17 protein-coding genes are annotated in these 20,293 nt (G+C 66.8%); all 17 read left to right on the top strand.

Translation table 11 applies throughout. The features are described from left to right. A partial coding sequence (locus tag VGH68_RS14855; RefSeq protein WP_331604404.1) for a dicarboxylate/amino acid:cation symporter occupies positions 1-1,238 on the top strand: 1,238 nt, incomplete at its 5' end. 10 nt (positions 1,239-1,248) lie between these two features. After that, positions 1,249-1,950, top strand: coding sequence for an aspartate/glutamate racemase family protein (locus VGH68_RS14850; RefSeq protein WP_331604403.1), 702 nt, complete (start codon positions 1,249-1,251; stop codon positions 1,948-1,950). Then, positions 1,947-3,371: a dicarboxylate/amino acid:cation symporter gene (locus VGH68_RS14845; protein WP_331604402.1), complete on the top strand. Its 1,425-nt coding sequence runs from the start codon at positions 1,947-1,949 to the stop codon at positions 3,369-3,371. Before VGH68_RS14850 ends, VGH68_RS14845 begins: the two co-directional genes overlap by 4 nt. Next, on the top strand, positions 3,368-3,871 hold the full coding sequence (locus VGH68_RS14840) for a hypothetical protein (RefSeq protein ID WP_414696942.1): 504 nt from the start codon (positions 3,368-3,370) through the stop codon (positions 3,869-3,871). Before VGH68_RS14845 ends, VGH68_RS14840 begins: the two co-directional genes overlap by 4 nt. A gap of 126 nt (positions 3,872-3,997) precedes the next feature. Beyond that, the gene (gene tssK, locus VGH68_RS14835) at positions 3,998-5,353 is read left to right on the top strand and encodes a type VI secretion system baseplate subunit TssK (protein WP_331604401.1); all 1,356 of its coding nucleotides are present in this window, start codon (positions 3,998-4,000) and stop codon (positions 5,351-5,353) included. Positions 5,354-5,431: 78 nt separating this feature from the next. Then, a complete protein-coding gene (locus VGH68_RS14830) occupies positions 5,432-6,187 on the top strand; it encodes a DotU family type IV/VI secretion system protein (protein WP_331604400.1) in 756 nt (251 codons plus the stop codon). An 85-nt stretch (positions 6,188-6,272) separates the two neighbouring features. Next, positions 6,273-10,460 carry a type VI secretion system protein gene (locus VGH68_RS14825; RefSeq protein ID WP_331604399.1) on the top strand — a complete coding sequence of 1,396 codons (4,188 nt, stop codon included), beginning with the start codon at positions 6,273-6,275 and terminating at the stop codon, positions 10,458-10,460. Next, positions 10,457-11,644, top strand: a complete 1,188-nt coding sequence (gene tssA / locus VGH68_RS14820) for a type VI secretion system protein TssA (RefSeq protein ID WP_331604398.1) — start codon at positions 10,457-10,459, stop codon at positions 11,642-11,644. Before VGH68_RS14825 ends, tssA begins: the two co-directional genes overlap by 4 nt. A 142-nt stretch (positions 11,645-11,786) precedes the next feature. After that, complete coding sequence (locus VGH68_RS14815; protein ID WP_331604397.1) at positions 11,787-12,467, top strand: protein-L-isoaspartate(D-aspartate) O-methyltransferase; 681 nt, start codon at positions 11,787-11,789, stop codon at positions 12,465-12,467. A gap of 229 nt (positions 12,468-12,696) precedes the next feature. Continuing rightward, entirely contained in the window at positions 12,697-13,284 is a 588-nt protein-coding gene (locus VGH68_RS14810; RefSeq protein WP_331604396.1) for a 2'-5' RNA ligase family protein, read from the top strand. A 184-nt stretch (positions 13,285-13,468) separates the two neighbouring features. Then, positions 13,469-13,870 (top strand): DnaJ family domain-containing protein, encoded by a 402-nt coding sequence (locus VGH68_RS14805; protein WP_331604395.1) that lies wholly within the window; start codon positions 13,469-13,471, stop codon positions 13,868-13,870. An 89-nt stretch (positions 13,871-13,959) separates the two neighbouring features. Beyond that, entirely contained in the window at positions 13,960-14,505 is a 546-nt protein-coding gene (gene tadA / locus VGH68_RS14800) for a tRNA adenosine(34) deaminase TadA (protein WP_331604394.1), read from the top strand. A 26-nt stretch (positions 14,506-14,531) separates the two neighbouring features. Then, complete coding sequence (gene ldcA, locus VGH68_RS14795; protein WP_331604393.1) at positions 14,532-15,458, top strand: muramoyltetrapeptide carboxypeptidase; 927 nt, start codon at positions 14,532-14,534, stop codon at positions 15,456-15,458. 321 nt (positions 15,459-15,779) lie between these two features. Continuing rightward, positions 15,780-16,481: a GntR family transcriptional regulator gene (locus VGH68_RS14790; RefSeq protein ID WP_331604392.1), complete on the top strand. Its 702-nt coding sequence runs from the start codon at positions 15,780-15,782 to the stop codon at positions 16,479-16,481. A gap of 432 nt (positions 16,482-16,913) precedes the next feature. Further along, positions 16,914-18,395 carry an NCS1 family nucleobase:cation symporter-1 gene (locus tag VGH68_RS14785; protein ID WP_331604391.1) on the top strand — a complete coding sequence of 494 codons (1,482 nt, stop codon included), beginning with the start codon at positions 16,914-16,916 and terminating at the stop codon, positions 18,393-18,395. Positions 18,396-18,464: 69 nt separating this feature from the next. Continuing rightward, on the top strand, positions 18,465-19,307 hold the full coding sequence (locus VGH68_RS14780) for an aspartate/glutamate racemase family protein (RefSeq protein ID WP_331604390.1): 843 nt from the start codon (positions 18,465-18,467) through the stop codon (positions 19,305-19,307). A gap of 285 nt (positions 19,308-19,592) precedes the next feature. After that, on the top strand, positions 19,593-20,293 hold a 701-nt coding region (locus VGH68_RS14775), incomplete at its 3' end, for a polysaccharide deacetylase family protein (protein WP_331604389.1).

The raw sequence follows: 20,293 nt of genomic DNA, 5'->3' as shown, positions 1-20,293 counted from the left end.
CTTGGGCAGTGATCGGCAGTCTCGCGCTAGGCGGCGCGTTCGGTCTGATGCTGCCCGAACTGTCGCAGAAGTTCGCGATTGTCGGCGACATCTACGTGAATCTGCTGAAGATGACCACGCTGCCGTTCATGGTGTCGGCGGTGATTTTTAGTCTGCAGCGCCTCTTTCGCGACGGCGGCACGTCCAAACTGCTGTTGCGCGTGGTGACGGTGTTCATCGGCGCGTCGGTGACGGTCGCGCTGGTTGGCGCGATCGTGCTGCTGGTGATGCGCCCTGGCGTGAATCTCTCCAGCGCCACCATGCACACGTTCGGACTGATGGTCGGCAATGACACGACCTCGAATGAAACGGTGATGAATCTGTACGGCACGGACGCCGAGCAGAAAGGCGTGAGCCTCTACGACGTACTGACGAGCCTCGTGCCGACCAACATCTTCGCGGCGCTCGCGAACGGGGATGCGTTGAAGGCGCTGGTGTTCGCGCTGCTGTTCGGCCTCGCGGTCGGACGCGTGCCGGAGCGCATCTCGGCGGGGCTCAGCCAATCGCTGGAAACCGTCTATCACGCGTGCCAGAAACTGATGCACTGGCTCAGCTATCCGCTGCCGCTGATCCTGATCTGCATGAGCGCCGCGCAGCTGGGCAAGTCGGGTGTCGGCCCGCTGCACGCGATGCTGCAGTTCGTGATCGCGTTTTTCGTGGTCTCGTTGCTGTTGCTCGCGCTGGCCGCCGCGATCATCTGGAAGCGCTCGAACCACAGCCTCGCCAAGACGCTCGACGCATTGCGCGCGCCGTTCGCGCTCGCGCTGGCCACGCGTAACAGCGCGGCCTGTATGCCGAGCATGATCGAAAGCCTCGTCGACGGCCTCGGTTTCGCGCGCTCGCGCGTCGAGCTGCTGGTGCCGCTGACGATCTCGCTGCTGCGCGTCGGCCCAATGGTCTACTACGTCAGCGCGACGCTCTTTATCGCGCAGCTGTATGGCCGCTCGCTCGGCGTCGTCGAAGTGGTCACGGTGCTGCTCGCGTCGGTGCTGGCGGGCTTCGCGTCGGCCGGCATGACCGGGCTCGTCACCGTGTCGCTGGTGGGGATGACCTGCGCGTATCTGCGCCTGCCGTTCGAAGCGGCGTTTATTCTGTTTCTCGCGGTCGATCCGCTGTGCGACATGCTGCGCACGCTGATCCTCGTGATCGGCAATGCCGCCGCGGTCACGCTGATCTGCCCGCGTCCGTTGAAGATCTAGGAGCGTTGCGATGGCACTTATCGGAGTTCTCGGCGGCATGGGCCCGCTCGCGACGGTCGACTTCATGGGCAAGATCGTGCAGCTGACGAACGCGAGTTGCGACCAGCAGCATCTGCCGATGCTGGTCGCCAACCTGCCGCATATCGCCGACCGCTCGCGCGCGATTCTCGGCGAAGGCGAGGATTGCCTCGACGGCCTGCTGCAAGGCATCGATCTGTTGAACCGCAACGGCGTCGGGCTCATCGCGGTGCCCTGCAATTCCGCCCATCACTGGTACGCGCAGATGCGCGCGCGCAGCAGCGCGCCGGTGCTGCATATCGCCGATGCGTGCGTGGCCGCGGTGCCCGCCGGCACGCGCCGCGTGGCGGTGCTCGGCACCGGCGGCACGATGGTGTCGGGGTTCTACCAGGCCGCGCTCGCCGCGCGCGACATCGAGCCGCTCGTGCCCGGCGCGGACCTGCAGCAGCGGATCGCCGCGAGCATCCACGACGTGAAGGCCGGCGCGCTCGACGCGGCCGGCGCGCATCTGGCGGCGGTGCTCGATGATCTCGCCGCGCGCGGCGTGAGTGCGGCGGTGATGGGTTGCACCGAGATACCGCTTGCGGCGCGGCAATTGCGCGATCCGCCGCTCACGCTGATCGACAGTTCGCTCGAGCTTGCGCGCGCGACCGTGTCGTTCGCGCTCGCACGAGGCTGGAACAGGCCGCAATGAAGGCGCTGCAAAGGTTCTCGCAAAGTCCTCTCGGCTTGCTGCTATGTCTGGCGGTGGGCGGGCTGGCCGGCGTGTTTGCCGCGCCGGCCGGCGCGTTCGCGTATTTCATCGGGCAACTGTATCTGTCGGTGGTGAATATGGCGGCGGTGCCGCTGCTGGTCGTCGCGACCTTTTTCGGCTTGCGCCAGGTGCTGGCGTTGCCGCGGCCGGCGGTGCGCGTCGGCATGATCGCCGCGCTTGCCGTCGGTCTGGTCGCGCTGTGCGCGCTCGGCGGCACGCTGGCCGGCGTGCTGATGATGCCGGGGCAAAACCTGTCTGCCGCCGCGCATGCGCAGCTCGGCGAACTGGTGCTCAAAAGCGCGAGCGATGCGGAAGAAATGCGCATCACGCTGTTCGGGCCGCTGTCGCACGCGGCCGCCAGTGTCAGCCCGTACAGCGTGCAGGATCTGTTTCCGGACAATTTCTACCGGGTGCTCGCGCAAGGCCGCTCGCTCGGCATCCTGAGCGGCACGATCCTGTTCGGCCTGGCTTTCGCGACGCTGTCGAGCGAGCGCTCGCTGATGCTGAACAACGTCTTCGAGGGTGTGTACCGGGCGCTCGAAGTCGTGATCGCGCACGCGAACCTGCTGATTCCGGTGCTCGCGTTCGGGATGTCCGCGCATCTCACCGCGCACACCGAGCGCGCGACGTTGAACGCAATGGGTGGCTTTCTACTGAGTTTCGTTGCGGCCACCGCGCTGCTCGGCGGCGCCGCGCTGGTGGCGATCGCCGCGCGCAGCACCGCGCCGTTCGCGCGCGTACTGCAGGGGCTGAAAGCGCCATTGGTGGTTGCACTGAGCTCGGGCAGCGCGACCGCGCCGATCCCGCACACGATCGAGTCGATGAGCGCGACGCTCGGCTTCAGCCGCGGCGTTGCCGAGCTGGTGGTGCCGTTCGGCTCGGTGTTTGTGCGGGCCGGCTCCGCGTTGTATTTCGCGCTTGCCACGGTGTTCGTCGCCAATCTGTACGACCGTCCGTTGGATGCGGGCGACATCGTGCTGATCGGCGCCGCGTCCGCGCTGGCCGCATTCGTTTCGGCCGGGCAGAATGGCGTCGCCACGGTCGGCTACATGGGCATCGTGCTGTCGTGCCTGCATCTGCCGGTCGAAGCGGCGGGCGTGCTGTTCGTCTCGATCGACCTGATCTGCGAAGGGCCGCGCAACGTGCTGAGCCTGTTGACCGTGTGCGCGGTGATCGCGCTGGTGTCGGCGGGATTGCCGTCCGAGTGGCTGCACGCCAGCGCCGATCCTCATGGCGAGCCCGGTGCCGCGCAGGTGCTGAGCTTCACGTTCACGCGCGCGCAGCTTGCGCTCGCGACGGGCTGCGTGGTCGTGGCGGCGTCACTGATCGTATTGATGGGCATTGGAGTCGGAGCGAGATGACGAACTGGTTGCCTGGCGGGAGCGCGCGCAGTGGGTTGCGCCGCGGCGCGAGATTCGTCGTGGTGATGAGCTGCGCGTGCGTGCTCGCGAGCTGCGGGATGCTCGGCCTGAGCGGCGAGAAGGCGAAGTGGTCGCAGGTGACGCTGGTGGCGAGCGACGAAGCGAACAACGACAGCCCGGTGGCGGTCGACGTCGTGCTCGTCAGCGACGACGCGATGCTCGCGCGCATCGCCAAGCTGCCCGCGTCGAAATGGTTCGCCGGCCGCGCCGATCTGCTCAGCACGTTTCCAAAGAGCCTGCGCTTTCGCAGCTGGGAGCTGGTGCCGGGCCAGCGGCTCGACTTGCCGGCCGATAGCTTCAGCGGGCCGCGCGTGTCCGGCGCGTTCGTGTTTGCGAATTACCCGGACCGCGGCGCGCATCGCGTCCGGATCCAGCAGTTCAGCGGCCATCTGGTCGTCCAGCTGGACAGCAATAGTTTTACCGTCACGGATACCCAATGACAGTGTGTCAGCGTCGAATGAGAAATGGCCCCCGCCGCCGGGCGGGTGTGGTGCCTGTGGTGGATGTGCTTCGTCTGGCGGGTGCGCATGCTCGCGTGAATCGGCACGGCGTGGCAAGGAGCGAGCATGTTTAATCCGGGCAATGCGGCAGTGAATGCCGCGATCAATCAGATAACCGATCGCGTCGAGTGGTTCGAGGGCATGCTGCTGTCGCCGCAGCATTTTCAGTTGATGTCCGCGCGCGTCGATACGCTGGTCGCATGGCAGACACTCGCGGCCGCGCCGTTCAGCTGGGGCGTGCGGCGCCTCGTGTTCGACCACGGCCTGCTGCCCACCGGGCTCGTGCGCATTCTCGCGCTCGACGCGATCATGCCGGACGGCACCGCGGTCTCTTATGCGGCCGAAGCGGCGGAGCACGGCCGGCTCGAACTGTCGCTCGAGCCGTTTGCCGAGCAGCTCGCGAAAGGGCCGCTCGATGTCTATCTGGTGCTGCCGGTCGCCGCGACGGTGCGCCGCGACGCGCAGGTCAAACGTTTCCGCTCGACAGCGGGCGCGCCGGTCGAAGACGAAGTGTCCGATGCGCCGGCCGCCGAGGTCGCCCGCCTCGTGCCGAACCTGTCGCTGGCCGCGGGCGAGTTGCCGTCGGCGATGCACGTGCATGTGCGGCTCGGCTCGGTGTATCGCGACAACGAGGTGGTGCGCCTGGGCGATACGCTGCCGCCGCTGCTCGAAATCGCCCGCGACAATCCGCTGTGGAGCGCGGTCGCGTCGCTGCTCGGGCAACTGCGCGGCAAGGCCGCGTTCGTCGCGCGGCAGACCGCCAATCCGTCGTCGAAAGTCGACGACCGGCTGACCCAGCTCGAATTGAAGGACCGCCTGCGCAGCCTGCTGTCGGCGTTGCCGCTCGCCGAGGCGACGCTGCGCACGCCGCACCTGCATCCGCTCGCGCTGTTCTGGTCGCTCGCGTCGTTGAGCGGCGCGCTCGCGACGCTCAAGCCCGGCGGCTTGCCGCCGGTGCCGCCCGATTACGACCATGCGGATCCGCTCGCGGTGTTCACGCCGCTGTTGCGCTCGCTGCGCGAAGCGGTGTCCGAGGTCAGCGAAGACTATCGCGAGCACAAGTTCGAGTTCCGTCACGGCGCGTTCGAAATCACGCTGCAGCCGGACTGGATCGGCGAGCGTCTGGTGGTCGGTCTGCGCGGCCAGTCCGAGCGCGATCTGCTCGCGTGGATGAATGGCGCGGTGATCGGCTCGCAGTCCGTCTATGCATCGCTGCGCGCGCGCCGCGTGCTGGGCGCGACGCGCCACAGCGTCGATTACGCGGAAGAACTCGGGTTGCGCTCGGGCTCCGGCTACCTGCTGTTCGAGATCGCCGCAGAAGCGGCGCTCGTGCACGCGGGCGAGCCGCTCGTGGTCGGCAACCCGAACGAAGGCGCGAGCGCGCAGCGGCCGCAGGAAATGCTGCTGTTCGTGAAGGGTTGAACGGCCAGAAGGCGCCCGCGCACATAGGCCGCACGGTCACCCAGTGAAGACGAAAGCAACGACGAAGGTACGCTGAGCATGGCACGCAATCGCCCCCCCGAAGCCGAGGAAGACGGCCTCATCACCGAGCAGTTCCGGATCTTTCTCGATGAGCTCGTCAACGCGCAGGCGCGCTATGCCGACGAGACCGCGATGGACCCGGACGTCGCGGCGCAGGGCATGAGCCGCCATCTGCTGAACCTGATCGAAGTGCAGACGCTCGAATCGCGGCGCGACAGCACGCGCTTCGAAATGGAAAACGTCGCCGACGCGCGCTATCTGAAAGCGGTGCTCGCCGATGAAATCCTGCTGAACACGGGTTGGTGCGGCCGCGAGCGCTGGACCGCGTATCTGCTCGAATCGACGCTGTTTCGCACCAATGTCGCGGGCGACCTGGTATTCAGCCGCATCGAACAACTGCTGTCGGATCGCGAGCCGTCGCGCCGCAACGTCGCGCGGCTCTATCTGTTCGCGTTGGCGATGGGGTTTCAGGGCCGCTTTCGCGGTGCCGGCGCGGACGCGCGTCTGCGCGGCTACCGTGAGGAACTGTATGAGTTCGTCTATCAGCGCCGCCCGGACCTGGGCGGGCGCGACCGCGTTCTGGCCGATGCCGCGTACGCGAACACGCTGTCGCACGTCGCGCCGCGCAAGCTGCCGACCGTCAGCCGCTGGACGATGATTTTTCTGCTCGCGGCGATCTCGCTGCTGGCGATTTCCGAGGTGCTATGGCTGTGGCAATCGTGGCCGGTGCGCGAGGCGTTGTCCGCCGACCCCGTCACGGGGATGAGCCGATGAACGCACGCATGATTAAAAAGTTGGCTGCGGCGCGGCGCATGCGGCGACAAGCGCACCCGCAACAGCGGGTCTGGGGAGCACGGCTATGTTGACGAGCAATCTGTTCCTGCTGTCGATTGCCGTGCTGACGCTGGTCGTCTGCGTGGTGCTCGGCGCGGTGCTGTACTTCGCGCTGCATGGTGCGAACCACAAGCCGGCCGCCGGTGCCGATCGCAAGATCGTGCGGCTGCGCTCGGATTCGTTGCGCAGCGCGTTTCGCGAGGCGGTCGAACTGATCGAAGGCAATATCGCGTCGCGCGCCGAGCGCTACAACGTGCCATGGATCATGGTGCTCGGCGAAGGAGAAGACCCGCGCCCGCTGCCGGTCGCGCAGGCCGGCGTCGCGAGCGTGCTGAGCGCGGAGGCGGCGAGTCCGGCGGCCACCCAGGGCATCTCGTGGCATTTCTTCGATCGCGGCATCGTCGTCGATATCAAGGCGGCCTATCTCGGCTCGCCCGATGACGACGGCGACGAGAAGCCGTGGGACGAGTTTCTGGGCCTGTGCCGCAACTACCGGCCGCAGCGGCCGTTCGACTCGGTCGTGATCACGGTGCCGGCCGCGACGCTGCTGGCCGACGACACCGACGCGCAGCTCGAACTGGTGCGCCACGCGAAGCTCGCGCATCGGCGCCTGTGGCTCGCGCAGAACCGCTTCGCGATGCGCTTCGCCGTGTATGTGGTGGTCACCGGCTGCGAGTCGTTGACGGGCTTCGCGCCGTTCGCGCGCGCATTGCCGGAGGCGCTGCGCGCGAGCATGCTCGGCTGGTCGTCGCCGTACGATCTGTCGACCACGTATGCGTCGGATTGGGTCGACACCGCGATGCGCAGCATCATGCGTTCGGTGTCGGACGCGAGCGCCGAGCTGTTCGCGCTCGACGGGGGCCAGCTCGACGCGCGCGAGTTGTTGCTGTTGCCGTCGCGCATCGAGGCAATGGCTGCGCAACTGCAGCGCTACATCGACGAACTGCTGCGCGCGAGCGCATATCACGAGCCGTTTTTCTTTCGCGGCATCTATCTGACCGGCGACAGCAGCGAATTCGCGCAATGGAGCGCGGGTCAGGGCAGCGAAGCGACCCGCAATCCGGCCGGCGCGCCGCGCGCGGACGCCGATCCGCTCGCGGCCGATGCCGCGTGGCCGGTGGCCGCTGCCGATGCGCTCGACGGCCGGCGCGAGCCGGGCGGCCCGGTCAACGAGCTGATGCTGCAGCCGGCGTTCCTGCGTGATCTGTTCGAAAAAAAGATCTTCCTCGAATACGGTTTGACGCGGCCGTCGCGCTCGCAATATCTCGCGCGTCCGGTGATGAGCCGCGCGCTGCGCTGGGGCGGCATCGCGCTGTTGGGCGGCTGGGGCATCGGGCTGGTGGTCGCGACGGTTCAACTGAATCATCGCAATGGCGAGCTGGTCGCCGCACTCGGCTCGCTGCACCGTAACGCGCAGGATCGCGCGGCGGCCGCGCAGCAGGGCCAGGATTTGCCGGCGGACTGGTACCGCCGCAACGCGCTTTCGCTGATCGCGATGAACCAGCATCTGAAGACGGCCAGCGGCTGGGCAGTGCTGATGCCGGGTTCGTGGGACGTATTCGACGATCTGAACGCGCACGTGAACGAGCGCTTCGAACGCGAATTCGGCGAAATCGCGGTGGCGGCACTGACCCGCGAGATGGTCGCGCGCGTGAGTCAACTGAGCGGGGAAAGCCGCGACCCGAGCACCGGCCAGTTGATCATCGGCGACGATTGCATTGCGCCGGCAACGGTGCGTGGCGACGCGCCCGGTACCGCGAGCCTCGCGATCGACGATCTGCCGCAGATGCGCGCGTTGCAGCAATACGTCGGCTCGGTGGATCAGCTCGATGCCGCGTTGCAGGCGCTGCAGCGTCTGCAAACGCCATCGCGTGAGAACGCCGACGCGTTGCGGCTGGTCGTGCGTTATGCGCTCGGCGCCGAGTTGCAGGGGAGCGTAGCCGGCACGTTGCCGTATTTCTATCGCGATCAGGGCGCGCGCGGCATGCTGGCGGCCAACGCCGCCGGCGGCGTCAATCTGCCGGTGATCCAGCAGGCGCTGCGCTGTACGTTCGACAAGGGCGCGCAACAGGTCAATAGCGCGCTGTTCGCCAACAACGCACTGCTCGCCGCCGAGCGTTCGATCAGCGGGCATCTGAACGATCTGTCGACCGGCACCGGCACCGGCGGCGGCAGCGGCGGCGCGGCGAATTTCGCGCAACTGAGCGGCAACGCGCGGGCGATCGTCGCGGGTATCGATACGCAACGCGATCTGCTCGCGTCCGGCAAGGGCGGCTGGCTGCGGCAGCCGCAGTTCACGCCGGGGCCGGTCTACGAGCGCACGCTCGCGCGCGCCGCGCAGAGCCGGCTGCTCGGTCCCGATCTGGCGTCGCAGGTTCGCGAGCGCGACGACACGGCGTTCCGCGCATTTCGCACCGAGTTCGCGCTGCATGTCGACGCGCCGGACAGCGGTCTCGTGTGGCTCGACAAGGACGCCCGCTATGCGGTGTCGCCGGGCCGCCAGGCGCTGCGCGACGGGCTGTCGAATCTGCTCGGCCAGCCGTTCATGAGCGCGCCGCGCGAGCGCACGCTGCCCGCGCTCGCGCAGGGCGCGACGATCGTCTGGGACCGCGCGCAACTCGACGCGGCGCTGGCTGTCGGCGACGTGCGCAAGCGCTTCATGAGCGAAGGGACGACGAACCTGCCGGCGTCGGTGCAGCCGTCGATCGAACAGGCGCTCAACGTGCAGTTCGCGCAGTTGATCGTCGATCAGACCGCGGCCGCGGCGGCCGTCACGCCGTCCTCGGCTGACACCGACAGCGCTGCATTCGACGCGTCGCGCGCTCGTCTGGTACGGATTCAGGCGCTGCTGACGGACATGAACGCGAGCGCGCAAGTGGAAGATCTGAACAGCCTGATCTCGCGCGACGCGCTCGCGCACCTGCGCGCCGTCGACGATGCGCTCACGCAGTCCGAGTTGTATGCGACGCGCGAGAGCGTGTCGTACGACGGCGCGCGCGGCGCCCGCTCGCCGGTACTGGCCGCATTCGGCGTCGCCGATGCGGGCGCGCTCGCGGCCTACCTCGACCAGCAGTCGGCTCGTGCGCTGTCGCTCGGCAAGGATGCGTCGGTGTTTCTCGGCGCGCTCGATACGACCGACGCCGCGTCGCCGCTCGCGCAGCGCTGGCAGTCGATCACGCGCGATCTCGAACGCTATCGCCTGAAAAATCCGAACAGCAGTCTGTTGCGTCTCGAACAGTTCGTGATGACGGTGTCGGGCGATCCGGGCGTCGGCAACTGCATGGCAAAGTTTGCCGGCCGCCCGGCATCGAACGGCGCCGACGACTTCTTCGCGGCTTTGCATGCGCGGCTGTACGACCGTCTGCTGTCGCGTTGCAGCCAGAGCTATGTGTTCGACCTGCGTCAGCAGTGGGACAGCTTCGCGGCGGGCTTCAATCAGAACCTCGCCGGGCGCAGTCCGTTCAGCGGCGCGAACATGATCCGTGTCGCGACCCGCGCCGAACCCGCTTCCGCCGATTTCGGCGAGCTCGGGCAGGTGCTCAGGCGCTATGCGGCGGTATCGGAAACGTTCCATCTGGCGCACGCGGGGGCGGGCGGACAAAACCCGCTGACGAACGCCGCGGTGCGCAAGTTCGTCGACAACTTCGATCAGGTGAAGACGCTGCTCGCGCCGCTCTATCCGGGCGACGACGGCGCGCCGACCGGCTACGACGTGAGCATCGAATTCCGTGCCAATCGCGACGCCGAAGTGGCCGCGAACCAGGTGATCGACTGGACGCTGTCGATCGGCGCGCAGAGCGTGTCGATGTCCGATGCGCCGCGCGCGCTGCACTGGGATTACGGCACGCCGGTCACGCTGCTGTTGCGCTTCGCGAAGAACTCGCCGCTGACCGCGCTCAACGATCCGCAGCAGCGCGCGCTGTCCACGGACGGGCGCACGCTCACGTGGCAATTCGCGGACCCATGGGCGCTGCTGTCGTTGATCGGCCGCCAGCGCGTCGCGGATTCGAGCCTGCGCGGCGACAGCGCGTCGCAACTGCTCGCATTCGACTTTCCGCTCGGCACCGTGAGCCCGGCGGACCTGTCGCTGTTGCCGAAGCAGGCGCGCGGCCGGGCGTTCGTGCGCGTCACGCTGATGCCGGCGGGCAAGAAGACACCACTGCCGTGGCCCGGCAGCTTCCCGGCGCGCGCGCCTGACTGGAACTCGCTATGAATCTGACGGACTCGATCGATCGGGTGGAGCTGGTGACGTCGTTTGGCGTCGATCTGGACGCGTTGCTCGCGCCGGTTGGCGGCGAGAGTGACGAGCAGGCGGGCGGGGCCGGCATGTCGCTGCGCTACGACGCGCTGTATCAGCAGATTCGCGACGCCCGGCATCACGACGATGCGACGCTGCCGATGGGCGAGTGGGAGCGTCCGCTGATCAAGGCCGACTGGAAAGCGGTCGCCGCGTTGTGCAGCGATGCGCTCGCCCATCGCAGCAAGGACTTCCAGCTGGCCGCGTGGCTGTGCGAAGCGTGGACGCGTCTGCATCGCGTCGACGGCTTTGTCGCCGGTACGCGACTGCTGGCCGCGCTGGTCGAGCGTTACTGGGACGATGCGTGGCCGCGGATCGAAGACGGCGACACCGACGCGCGGATCGCGCCGTTCGTCTGGATGAGCCAGGCGTTCGCGTTGATGTTGTCGCTGCATGTGCCGTTGATGATGATCGAAGGACGCGAGCCGGCCGAGGTCAACCTCGACGACTGGCAGCGTGTGATCCAGCTCGCCGACGACGATGCCGCCGGCGGCGCGCTGACGCGCGAACTGCTCGCGCAGCATCTGACCAAAGGTCGCAATCTCGCGCACCTGCGGGTGTTGCACCAGCAACTGGACGACGCACAGCGGGCGTGGCACTCGCTCGGCGCGCTGATCGACGAGCGCCTGCATGACGACGGCCCGAATCTGCTGCGCGTGGGTGACGTGCTGGCGCGCCTCGCGCGCGCGGCAACCAGCCTGCTAGGCGAGCACGCGTTGCCTCGCAACGCGCCTGGCGGCGCGCGCGACGGGTTTGGCGATGCGGGCGCCGGGCCGGCCGACGCGTCCTATGCGGACCGGTTTGTGCAACAGGAGGCAGCGGTGAAACCGGACAAATTCGCTGACGACTCGCGGCACGAAGCCGGGGGGCAGGGGGTGGCCGCGGCGTCGCTCGGGCAGATCGAAAGCCGCGCGCACGCGTATCAACTGATTGAAATCGTCGCGCGTTATCTGCAGGAGCAGGAGCCCCATAGCCCCACGCCGTATCTGTTGAAGCGGGCCGTGACCTGGGGGCAAATGCCGCTGGCGGATCTGATGCGCGAGATCGTCCGCACCGAGGGCGATCTCACGCGCTACCTTGCGCTGCTCGGGCTCGAATAGCCGCGTCGAGTTTCGCGCGACCCTGATCCCGCGTGCTCGCAGCGCGGTATGCTCATTGCTCGACCGATTGGATGACAGCAAACGACGCCGCCGTCGCTGCCGGATACCGGTCGCGCGACGCCGTGATCGTCAGGAGGCTGTGATGAGCGATTTCAATGAGGAGCGCGAGTGGATGGTCGAGCGTCAGATCATGCGCCGCGGCGTGCATGATCCACAGGTGCTCGCCGCGATGCGGCGTGTGCCACGCGAAGCGTTCGTCACGCCCGACTGGCGGCCGTTCGCTTACGACGACGCGCCGTTGCCGATCGGTGGCGGCCAGTCGATCTCACAACCCTTTATCGTCGCGAAAATGCTGGAGGCCGCCGAGCTTCACGCAGGCGATCGCGTGCTCGATATCGGCACCGGCTCCGGCTATGCGGCCGCGATCGCCGCCGAGATCGCGGCGCGAGTGGATTCGATTGAACGCGATGCCGAACTCGCCGAAGCCGCGCGCGAGCGCCTGCGGCGGCTCGGCTATGCGAACGTCGCGGTTCATCTCGGCGACGGCACCGTTGGTCTCCAAGAGCACGCGCCTTATGACGCGATCGTCGCCGCGGCCGGCGCTCCGCACGTGCCCCAGGCGCTGCGCTCGCAGCTCGCCTGCGGCGGGCGCCTCGTGATGCCGGTCGGGCGCGAGCCGGATCGGCAACGGCTCGTGAAGATCGTGCGCGTGACTGAGCAGAACTACGAAGAGCACGCGTTCGGCGATGTGAGGTTCGTGCCGCTGGTCGGGCGGGATGGCTGGCCTGAGCGGGAGCGCTCGGGCGAGCGTTGGGTGGAGTGAGCCAGCGGGCGGAGTTGCCGCAAGTCGACGCGCCGGTAATGCGCGCCGACGGTCTGAACGATTCGGCCTGGTGCGACGACCCGATGCCGTGACGACGACGAAAAGAGGGCGGCTTCGCTTGTGCTGTGGGATACTGTATGGGCATACAGTGTTATCCGAACACGGCCAACTGTCCCTGTGCGGGCGGTGACGAGTCGGATAAGAGAACAACGCGAAGGAACCACGCACGATGCCTGAACAACTGTGGCTGCCGGGGCTCGAGGCGCCGCCCCCGCCGACCGATGGGCTTTTTTTCGCCGTCTTCCCCGACGCGAACACGGCCGCCGGTATCGCGAAGTTCGCGCAACAGGTTTGCACGGAACCCCGCGCGCGCAGCAAGCCGCTCGCGCCGAGCCGCTTGCATGTGACCTTGCGGCATCTCGGCAACTTTGCGGGCGGCTTACCCGACGAATGCGTCGACGCGGCGAAACAGGCGGCCGCATCGATTGCGATGGCGCCGTTCACGGTCGAATTCGACGCGGTTGTGAGCTTCGCAAAACGGCCCAGACCCGGGCCGGCGGTGCTCGTCGGAGGAGACGGCGTGCTCGGGCTGCATGCGCTTCACGATGCGCTTGAAGCGGCGTTGCAAAAAGCCGGTTTCGGGCCCGCACCGCCGTTCACGCCGCATGTCACGCTCGCTTATGGCTTGCCTTGGGCCGAACGTCGTCCGGCCGAGCCGGCATGCTGGAACGTGCGGGAGTTTGCGCTGGTACACAGTCTGTTGGGGCGCACGAAGCATAGTGTGCTCGCGCGTTGGACGCTGGGCGGTGCACGTTGAAGTGAACCGCGAGTCGCGCGGGCACCTCATATGTGGCCGCCACCGCTAAACGCCAACGCGAAGGCCAACGATGCGCTAACACAGAAATCGCCCGCCGGGGCGCGGTTTTTGGGGGCGGCGAGACAGACTGAACGCTCGTGCGCACCCTGATAGAATGCACGGGCCGCAACCTGTTGGATTGCTGATGAAATTGCTTGATGCGCTTGTCGAACAGCGTATTGCCGCCGCCGCCGCGCGCGGAGAGTTCGACGATTTGCCGGGGGCGGGTGCGCCCCTTCTCCTCGACGACGATGCGCTGGTGCCGCAAGAGGTGCGCGTTGCGAACCGGATCCTCAAAAACGCGGGTTTCGTGCCGCCCGCCGTCGAGCAGCTCCGCGCGTTGCGCGATCTCCAAACGGAGCTCGATGCTGTGAGCGATCAGGCCACTCATTGTCGGCTTCAGGCGCGTGTGCTCGCGCTCGATATGGCGCTCGAATCGCTACGCGGCGGCCCGCTCGTCCTGCCGCGCGAATACTGCCGCCGGATCGCCGAACGTCTGTCGGAGCGCGCCGGCAATACCGATGTCGCCAAAGCGGGTTCGCAGTGAATCGGCCGTTGATCCACGGCTGTGCGGCTCACGCTTCGGAGGAGGCCGCAGCCGCATGCGCAGCCGCAGCCGATTCGGCACCCGCCGTCATGCCCACCCTCCCAATCGAACCTCCCGCTGTCTGGGAACGCGATCTGCGTTTCATGGCGCGCGCGCAAGCCGCCGCCGAACAGGCGCGCGCAGCCGGGGAAGTACCGGTCGGCGCGGTGCTGGTGCGCGGCGATGAAGTCATCGCGACCGGCTTCAACCATCCGATCAGCGCGCATGACCCGTCCGCGCATGCGGAAATGGTCGCGTTGCGCGCCGCCGCGCAGGCGCTCGAAAACTACCGTCTGCCGGGCTGCGAACTGTATGTGACGCTCGAGCCGTGCCTGATGTGCGCCGGCGCGATCATGCACGCGCGTATTGGCCGCGTGGTGTTCGGGGCGCGCGATCCGAAAACCGGCGCGTGCGGAAGCGTCGTCGATGCGTTCGCGAATGCGCAACTGAACCACCACACGACGGTGACGGGCGGCGTGCTCGAAGCCGAATGCGGCGCGGCGCTCAGGTCGTTTTTCGCGGAACGGCGTCGCGCGAGCCGCGAAGCACGCGCGGCCGCACGTGACGACGAACCGCCCGCTACCGCGCCGCTCTGAAACAACACCATCCAACGGGTCTCGCCATGACCGCTCATCGCACCATCGAACTGATCGCGCCGTCCGGGTATCCGCATGACCCGCAGGTGCTGCATCGCGCGTTGCATCGCCTGCGTGCGCAGGGGCATCGGGTCGGCGGCGAGGACGCGGCGCGGCGCCGCTATCAGCGCTTTGCCGGCACCGACGGCGAGCGCGCCGCCGATCTGAACCGGCTCGCCGACCCGTCGCGCGATCTGCCCGATGTGGTGCTGGCCGTGCGCGGCGGCTACGGCGCGGTGCGCATCCTGCACGGGCTCGATTACGAAGGGCTGCAGCGCCGTCTCGCCGATCGGCCGATCGCGCTGGTCGGTCACAGCGACTTCACCGCGATCCAGCTCGCGTTGCTCGCGCGCGCTGGCGTGAAGAGCTTTGGCGGTCCGATGCTGATGAGCGATTTCGGCGCGGAAGAACTGAGCGAATTCACGATGCAGCACTTCTGGTCGGCGATCACTCAACCGACGCTGACGGTGACTGGCAATGCGCCGCAAGCGCAGCCGGTCGACGTCTCCGGCGTGCTGTGGGGCGGCAATCTGGCCGTGATCGCATCGCTGGTCGGCACGCCATATATGCCGCCGGTGCAGGCCGGCATCCTGTTTCTCGAGGACGTCAACGAGCAGCCGTTCCGGATCGAGCGGATGATCTATCAGCTGCATCTGGCCGGCATCCTCGCGCAGCAGCAGGCATTGGTGCTCGGCGACTTCTCCGGCGACAAGCCTTATGAATACGACAACGGTTACGACCTGCGCGCGATGATCGAACAGGTGCGCGCGGTGATCGGCATTCCGGTCGTGACCGGGCTGCAGTTCGGGCACATCCATAACATGCTGACGCTGCCGGTCGGCGCGGACGCGCATCTCGTCGCCGATGCGCAGGGGTTCAAGCTGACACTGTCGGGCTATCCCTGTCTTGCTTGAGCGACACGAAGCGGAGGGCAGCAGGCAAGCGGGCAGTGGCCCGCTTTTTTAGGCGCTCCAGACGCAACTAATCGGTCGCGTTTGAAGCCGTCGCTTGTCGCCGCCGAGGCCGAAGTTTTCGCCTTTTGTTGACAAAAACTCGGCCCACAACGAACGGAATCGCGACGCTCGGCGCGGCGAAAACCCCGCCAGACCGTGTTCCAGCGCGTATTCGCGGCGAGGCTGCCAACGGGTCTCGAAAGAATCGTCGAGACTTAATAGAAAAATCGTTGACAATGTTTATGTCCATCCTATGATGACCAACATACCGAGACGCAGATCATGTCCGACAGCGATTTCAGCGCGAACAGTTCGAAACCCGAAGTAATCGCCGAACGCATCCGCGCGGCGATTCTCGAGCATCGGCTGGCGCCGGGCGCGAAGCTGACCGAAGCGCAGCTGTGCGAAGTGTTCGGCGTCAAGCGCGGTCCGATCCGTCAGGCGTTGACGCAACTGGCCGGCGAGCGGCTCGTCGATCTGGAGCCGAACCGTGGCGCGTTCGTCGCGAGTCCGTCGCTGCAGGAGGTGCATGAGGTGTTCGAAATGCGCCGCATCATCGAGCGGGCCGTCGTCGAGAAGATCTGCAACGGTCACGGGGTGCGGCGTTTGAAGAGCATCAGCGCGATGATCGGGCGCGAACGCAAGGCGTTCGAAACGCGCGATTTCCCGGCGTGGATCCGGTTATCGGGCGAGTTTCATACGGAGCTCGCGAAGCTCACCGGCAACACCGTGTTGTGCGAATGCTTGAATGGACTGGTCGCGCGTTCCACGCTGATTTCCGCGCTGTACGAGTCGCTGGGACGCAGCCCCTGTTCGTTCGAGGATCACGAAGCGATTATCGCCGCGCTCGACGCCGGCGATGCGAACGAGGCCGCGGCGTTGATGTCGCGCCATCTGCAAAGCGTCGAGTTGAAGATGCTGGAGCGCCCCGCGCGCGGGGCAGCGGATTTGCACGAAGTATTCGGCGCCCTGGCGCCGCGATGAACATTCCCTTGGACAGCCAAAGCCGGTTCCACCGAAGGCTGAGGCGCCTGTCAAACCGCTCGCAAGCGGCAAACGACTGACAGCAGGCAGCAGCAGGCCAGCGGCATACGCATCCGTTCGTGGCGCGCACCGCACTGCATTGAACTGAACTGAACTCAATGACGCATGGCAAGGCAGCGCTTTCGCACGCGCCGCCGGCCTGAACACGCACGTCCGTCGCCACGCGATGGGCCATGGGCAGTGACGCATCGCCGGCCATTCGCGGCGGTCTGCGATGCGATAAGCACAGGTACTTCAGTACGCAGTCCCGGCGGCACCGCAATCACCGGGCGCGAGCTTGTCGACCCGTGCAGCGCGACCAGCCAGCGACCGGCAGCGCCGATGCAACGTCCGTCGATTCCCCGTCGACGGTCCCTATCTCAAGGAGCAATCATGGCTCAGTTCAGTGCAGCGTCAGACAGTCACTCAATGCCCAACTATGACGAAGGCACCCCGCAGGGCGATCCGTCGATGCCGGCCGGCTACAGCGAGCGGCTTTGCAACGAAGACCTCGCGCCGCTGCGCGCGCAGAGCTGGACCGCGTACAACATCTTCGCGTTCTGGATGTCCGACGTGCATAGCGTCGGCGGCTATGTGTTCGCCGGCAGCCTGTTCGCACTGGGTCTGACGAGCTGGCAGGTGCTGATTGCGCTGCTCGTCGGCATCTCGATCGTCAACCTGCTGTGCAACCTGATCGCCAAGCCCAGCCAGGCGAACGGCGTGCCGTATCCGGTCGCATGCCGCGCGACCTTCGGCGTGCTCGGCGCGAATGTTCCGGCGGTGATCCGCGGCCTGATCGCGGTCGCGTGGTATGGGATCCAGACCTATCTGGCGTCGAGTGCGCTGGTGATTGTCGTGCTGAAGTTCATGCCGCAATTGCTGCCGTATGCGGACGTGCATCGTCATGGCCTGCTCGGTCTGTCGACGCTCGGCTGGGCCGGCTTCATGCTGCTGTGGGTGCTGCAGGCGCTGGTGTTCTGGCACGGGATGGACACCATCAAGAAGTTCATCGACTTCGCGGGCCCGGCCGTTTATGTCGTGATGTTCATTCTCGCCGGCTATATGGTGTACCGCGCGGGCTGGCGCAACATCGGCATCAACCTGGGCGGCGTCAAGTATCACGGCATGCAAGTGCTGCCGGTGATGATCACCGCGATCTCGCTGGTGGTGTCGTACTTTTCGGGACCGATGCTGAACTTCGGCGACTTCTCGCGCTACGGCAAAAGCTTTCGCAGCGTGAAGCGCGGCAACTTCTGGGGACTGCCGGTCAACTTCCTCGCGTTCTCGCTCGTCACGGTCGTGACGACCGCGGCCACGCTGCCGTTGTTCGGTGAGCTGATCACCGATCCGGTCGAAACGGTGGGCCGCATCGACTATCCGCTCGCGGTCATTCTCGGCGCGCTGACCTTCACGATCGCGACCATCGGTATCAACATCGTCGCGAACTTCGTGTCGCCGGCATTCGATTTTTCCAACGTCGCGCCGCGTCTGATCAGCTGGCGCGCGGGCGGCATGCTGGCGGCGGTCGCGTCGGTATTCATCACGCCGTGGAACCTGTTCAACAATCCGGCGGTGATCCACTACACGCTCGACGTGCTCGGCAGCTTCATCGGACCGTTGTATGGGGTGCTGGTGGTCGACTACTACCTGGTCAAGCGTCAGAAGATCGTGCTCGACGATCTGTACTCGGTCGAGCCGAACGGCACCTACTGGTATCGCAATGGCGTGAACTACCGCGCGGTGGCGGCGTTGCTGCCGGCCGCGTTGATCGCGGTGATCTGCGTGATGGTGCCGGGGCTCGACGGCTGCGCGAATTTCTCGTGGTTCATCGGCGCGGGGCTCGGCGCGGTGTTCTATCGCGCGCTCGCACGCTGAGCCGCGCTGGGTTTTCAGCGGGTTTCGCTGGTTTTTGCCGCTACAACAGTACTTTGAACGGGAGTCATCATGCGCATCAAACTGATCAATCCCAATACGACCCGGGGCATGACCGAGGCGATGGGGCGCTGCGCGCGCGCAGTCGCCGCGCCAGGCACCGAGGTGATCGCCGTCAATCCGACGATGGGGCCGCCGTCGATCGAAGGCTATTACGACGAGGCGCTGGCCACGCCGGGTCTGCTCGCCGAAGTCGCGGCGGGCGAGCGCGACGGCTGCGACGGCTATGTGATCGCCTGCTTCGGCGACCCGGGGCTGTATGCGGCACGCGAGCTGGCGCGCGGTCCGGTGATCGGCATCGCCGAGGCGGCGATGCATGCGGCAAGTGTGCTCGCGCCGGGCTTTTCGGTCGTGACCACACTGGCGCGCACCTGCGGGATGGCATGGCATCTCGCCGAGCGCTACGGGATGAAGCGCTTTTGCCGCAACGTGCGCGCGACCGACGTCGCGGTGCTCGATCTGGACAAACCGGGCTCGGCCGCGCGCCGCATCATTCTCGACGAATGCCGGCGCGCGCTCGACGAGGACGGCTCGGATGCGATCGTGCTCGGCTGCGCGGGCATGGCCGAGCTATGCGCGCAAATCGAGGACGCGCTCGGCGCGCCGGTGATCGAAGGGGTAACGGCAGCGGTGAAGTGGACCGAGGCGCTGGTCGCGCTGCGGCTGTCGACGGCCAAGCGCGGCGACTACGCGCGGCCGCTCGCGAAGCGCTATGACGGCGCGCTGGCGTCGTTCAGCCCCACCGCGAGCGAAGCGGCAACGGGGCGCGGCGCCGCGCGGTCCGCACACGATTCGAACGCGCAGCCCGCGGCGCCTGCGCAGGACGACGCCGCGGCGACGCGGGTAAACGCGTAAAGCGTCGGCCCCGCACATACACGCTGCGTAACACGCACTATCTGGCGTGCTGTATGGGCGCACCGGGGCCTTTTCGCTACACTGGCTCAACTCGGGGCAGCGGCTTTGGCGAGTGTTGAAGATGCGCCAAAGCGGCCGCTGAAACAGGTGCTCCAGCGGTGGGTCGTGCGCTTATCAGCCGCCGCTGGCGCAGCGTTTCGAGCGATGCGCGCGCGGATCCGCAGCGCCGGCTCGCCCGAGCGTCGCGCGTTTCTTTTGCTCCCGTCACTTCGCATTCGTCAAACCATGCCACTCGACCCGAACTACCCCCGCGATCTGATCGGCTACGGCCGCCACCCGGTGCAAGCGAACTGGCCGGGCCGAGCGCGTATCGCGGTGCAATTCGTTCTGAACTACGAGGAGGGCGGCGAGAACTGCGTGCTGCATGGCGACCCCGCGTCCGAACAGTTCCTGTCGGAGATCGTCGGCGCGGCCGCGTATCCGGCGCGCCATATGAGCATGGAGTCGATCTACGAATATGGCTCGCGCGCAGGTGTGTGGCGCATTCTGCGCGAATTCGAAAGACGCAACTTGCCGCTGACCGTGTTCGGCGTCGGCATGGCGATCGAACGGCATCCGGAACTCGCGCGCGCATTCGTCGAACTCGGTCATGAGATCGCGTGCCACGGTTATCGCTGGATTCACTATCAGGACATGTCGCCGGAGCAAGAGGCGGAGCATATGCGTCTGGGCATGCAAGCGATCGAGCGCGTGACGGGCGTGCGTCCGCTCGGCTGGTACACCGGCCGCGACAGTCCGAACACGCATCGGCTGGTCGCCGAATACGGCGGCTTCCTGTACGACTCCGACTACTACGGCGACGACCTGCCGTTCTGGATGGACGTCGAGGTAACGGGCGGCAAGACCGTGCCGCAGCTGATCGTGCCGTACACGCTCGACACCAACGACATGCGCTTCGCGAGCCCGCAGGGCTTCAACACCGCGGA

It is taken from the genome of Paraburkholderia sp. (assembly GCF_036488505.1).
Taxonomy (GTDB): Bacteria; Pseudomonadota; Gammaproteobacteria; order Burkholderiales; family Burkholderiaceae; genus Paraburkholderia.
This window is presented reverse-complemented; position numbering and strand designations above follow the sequence as displayed.

Excerpts from the sequence above, each read along its gene's own strand:
- VGH68_RS14815 (WP_331604397.1), top strand. The coding sequence starts at position 11,787 with ATGAGCGATTTCAATGAGGAGCGCGAGTGGATGGTCGAGCGTCAGATC.
- VGH68_RS14850 (WP_331604403.1), top strand. The coding sequence starts at position 1,249 with ATGGCACTTATCGGAGTTCTCGGCGGCATGGGCCCGCTCGCGACGGTC.
- VGH68_RS14825 (WP_331604399.1), top strand. The coding sequence starts at position 6,273 with ATGTTGACGAGCAATCTGTTCCTGCTGTCGATTGCCGTGCTGACGCTG.
- tssK (WP_331604401.1), top strand. The coding sequence starts at position 3,998 with ATGTTTAATCCGGGCAATGCGGCAGTGAATGCCGCGATCAATCAGATA.
- VGH68_RS14810 (WP_331604396.1), top strand. The coding sequence starts at position 12,697 with ATGCCTGAACAACTGTGGCTGCCGGGGCTCGAGGCGCCGCCCCCGCCG.
- VGH68_RS14840 (WP_414696942.1), top strand. The coding sequence starts at position 3,368 with ATGACGAACTGGTTGCCTGGCGGGAGCGCGCGCAGTGGGTTGCGCCGC.
- tadA (WP_331604394.1), top strand. The coding sequence starts at position 13,960 with ATGCCCACCCTCCCAATCGAACCTCCCGCTGTCTGGGAACGCGATCTG.
- VGH68_RS14790 (WP_331604392.1), top strand. The coding sequence starts at position 15,780 with ATGTCCGACAGCGATTTCAGCGCGAACAGTTCGAAACCCGAAGTAATC.
- tssA (WP_331604398.1), top strand. The coding sequence starts at position 10,457 with ATGAATCTGACGGACTCGATCGATCGGGTGGAGCTGGTGACGTCGTTT.
- VGH68_RS14780 (WP_331604390.1), top strand. The coding sequence starts at position 18,465 with ATGCGCATCAAACTGATCAATCCCAATACGACCCGGGGCATGACCGAG.
- VGH68_RS14830 (WP_331604400.1), top strand. The coding sequence starts at position 5,432 with ATGGCACGCAATCGCCCCCCCGAAGCCGAGGAAGACGGCCTCATCACC.
- ldcA (WP_331604393.1), top strand. The coding sequence starts at position 14,532 with ATGACCGCTCATCGCACCATCGAACTGATCGCGCCGTCCGGGTATCCG.
- VGH68_RS14805 (WP_331604395.1), top strand. The coding sequence starts at position 13,469 with ATGAAATTGCTTGATGCGCTTGTCGAACAGCGTATTGCCGCCGCCGCC.
- VGH68_RS14845 (WP_331604402.1), top strand. The coding sequence starts at position 1,947 with ATGAAGGCGCTGCAAAGGTTCTCGCAAAGTCCTCTCGGCTTGCTGCTA.
- VGH68_RS14785 (WP_331604391.1), top strand. The coding sequence starts at position 16,914 with ATGGCTCAGTTCAGTGCAGCGTCAGACAGTCACTCAATGCCCAACTAT.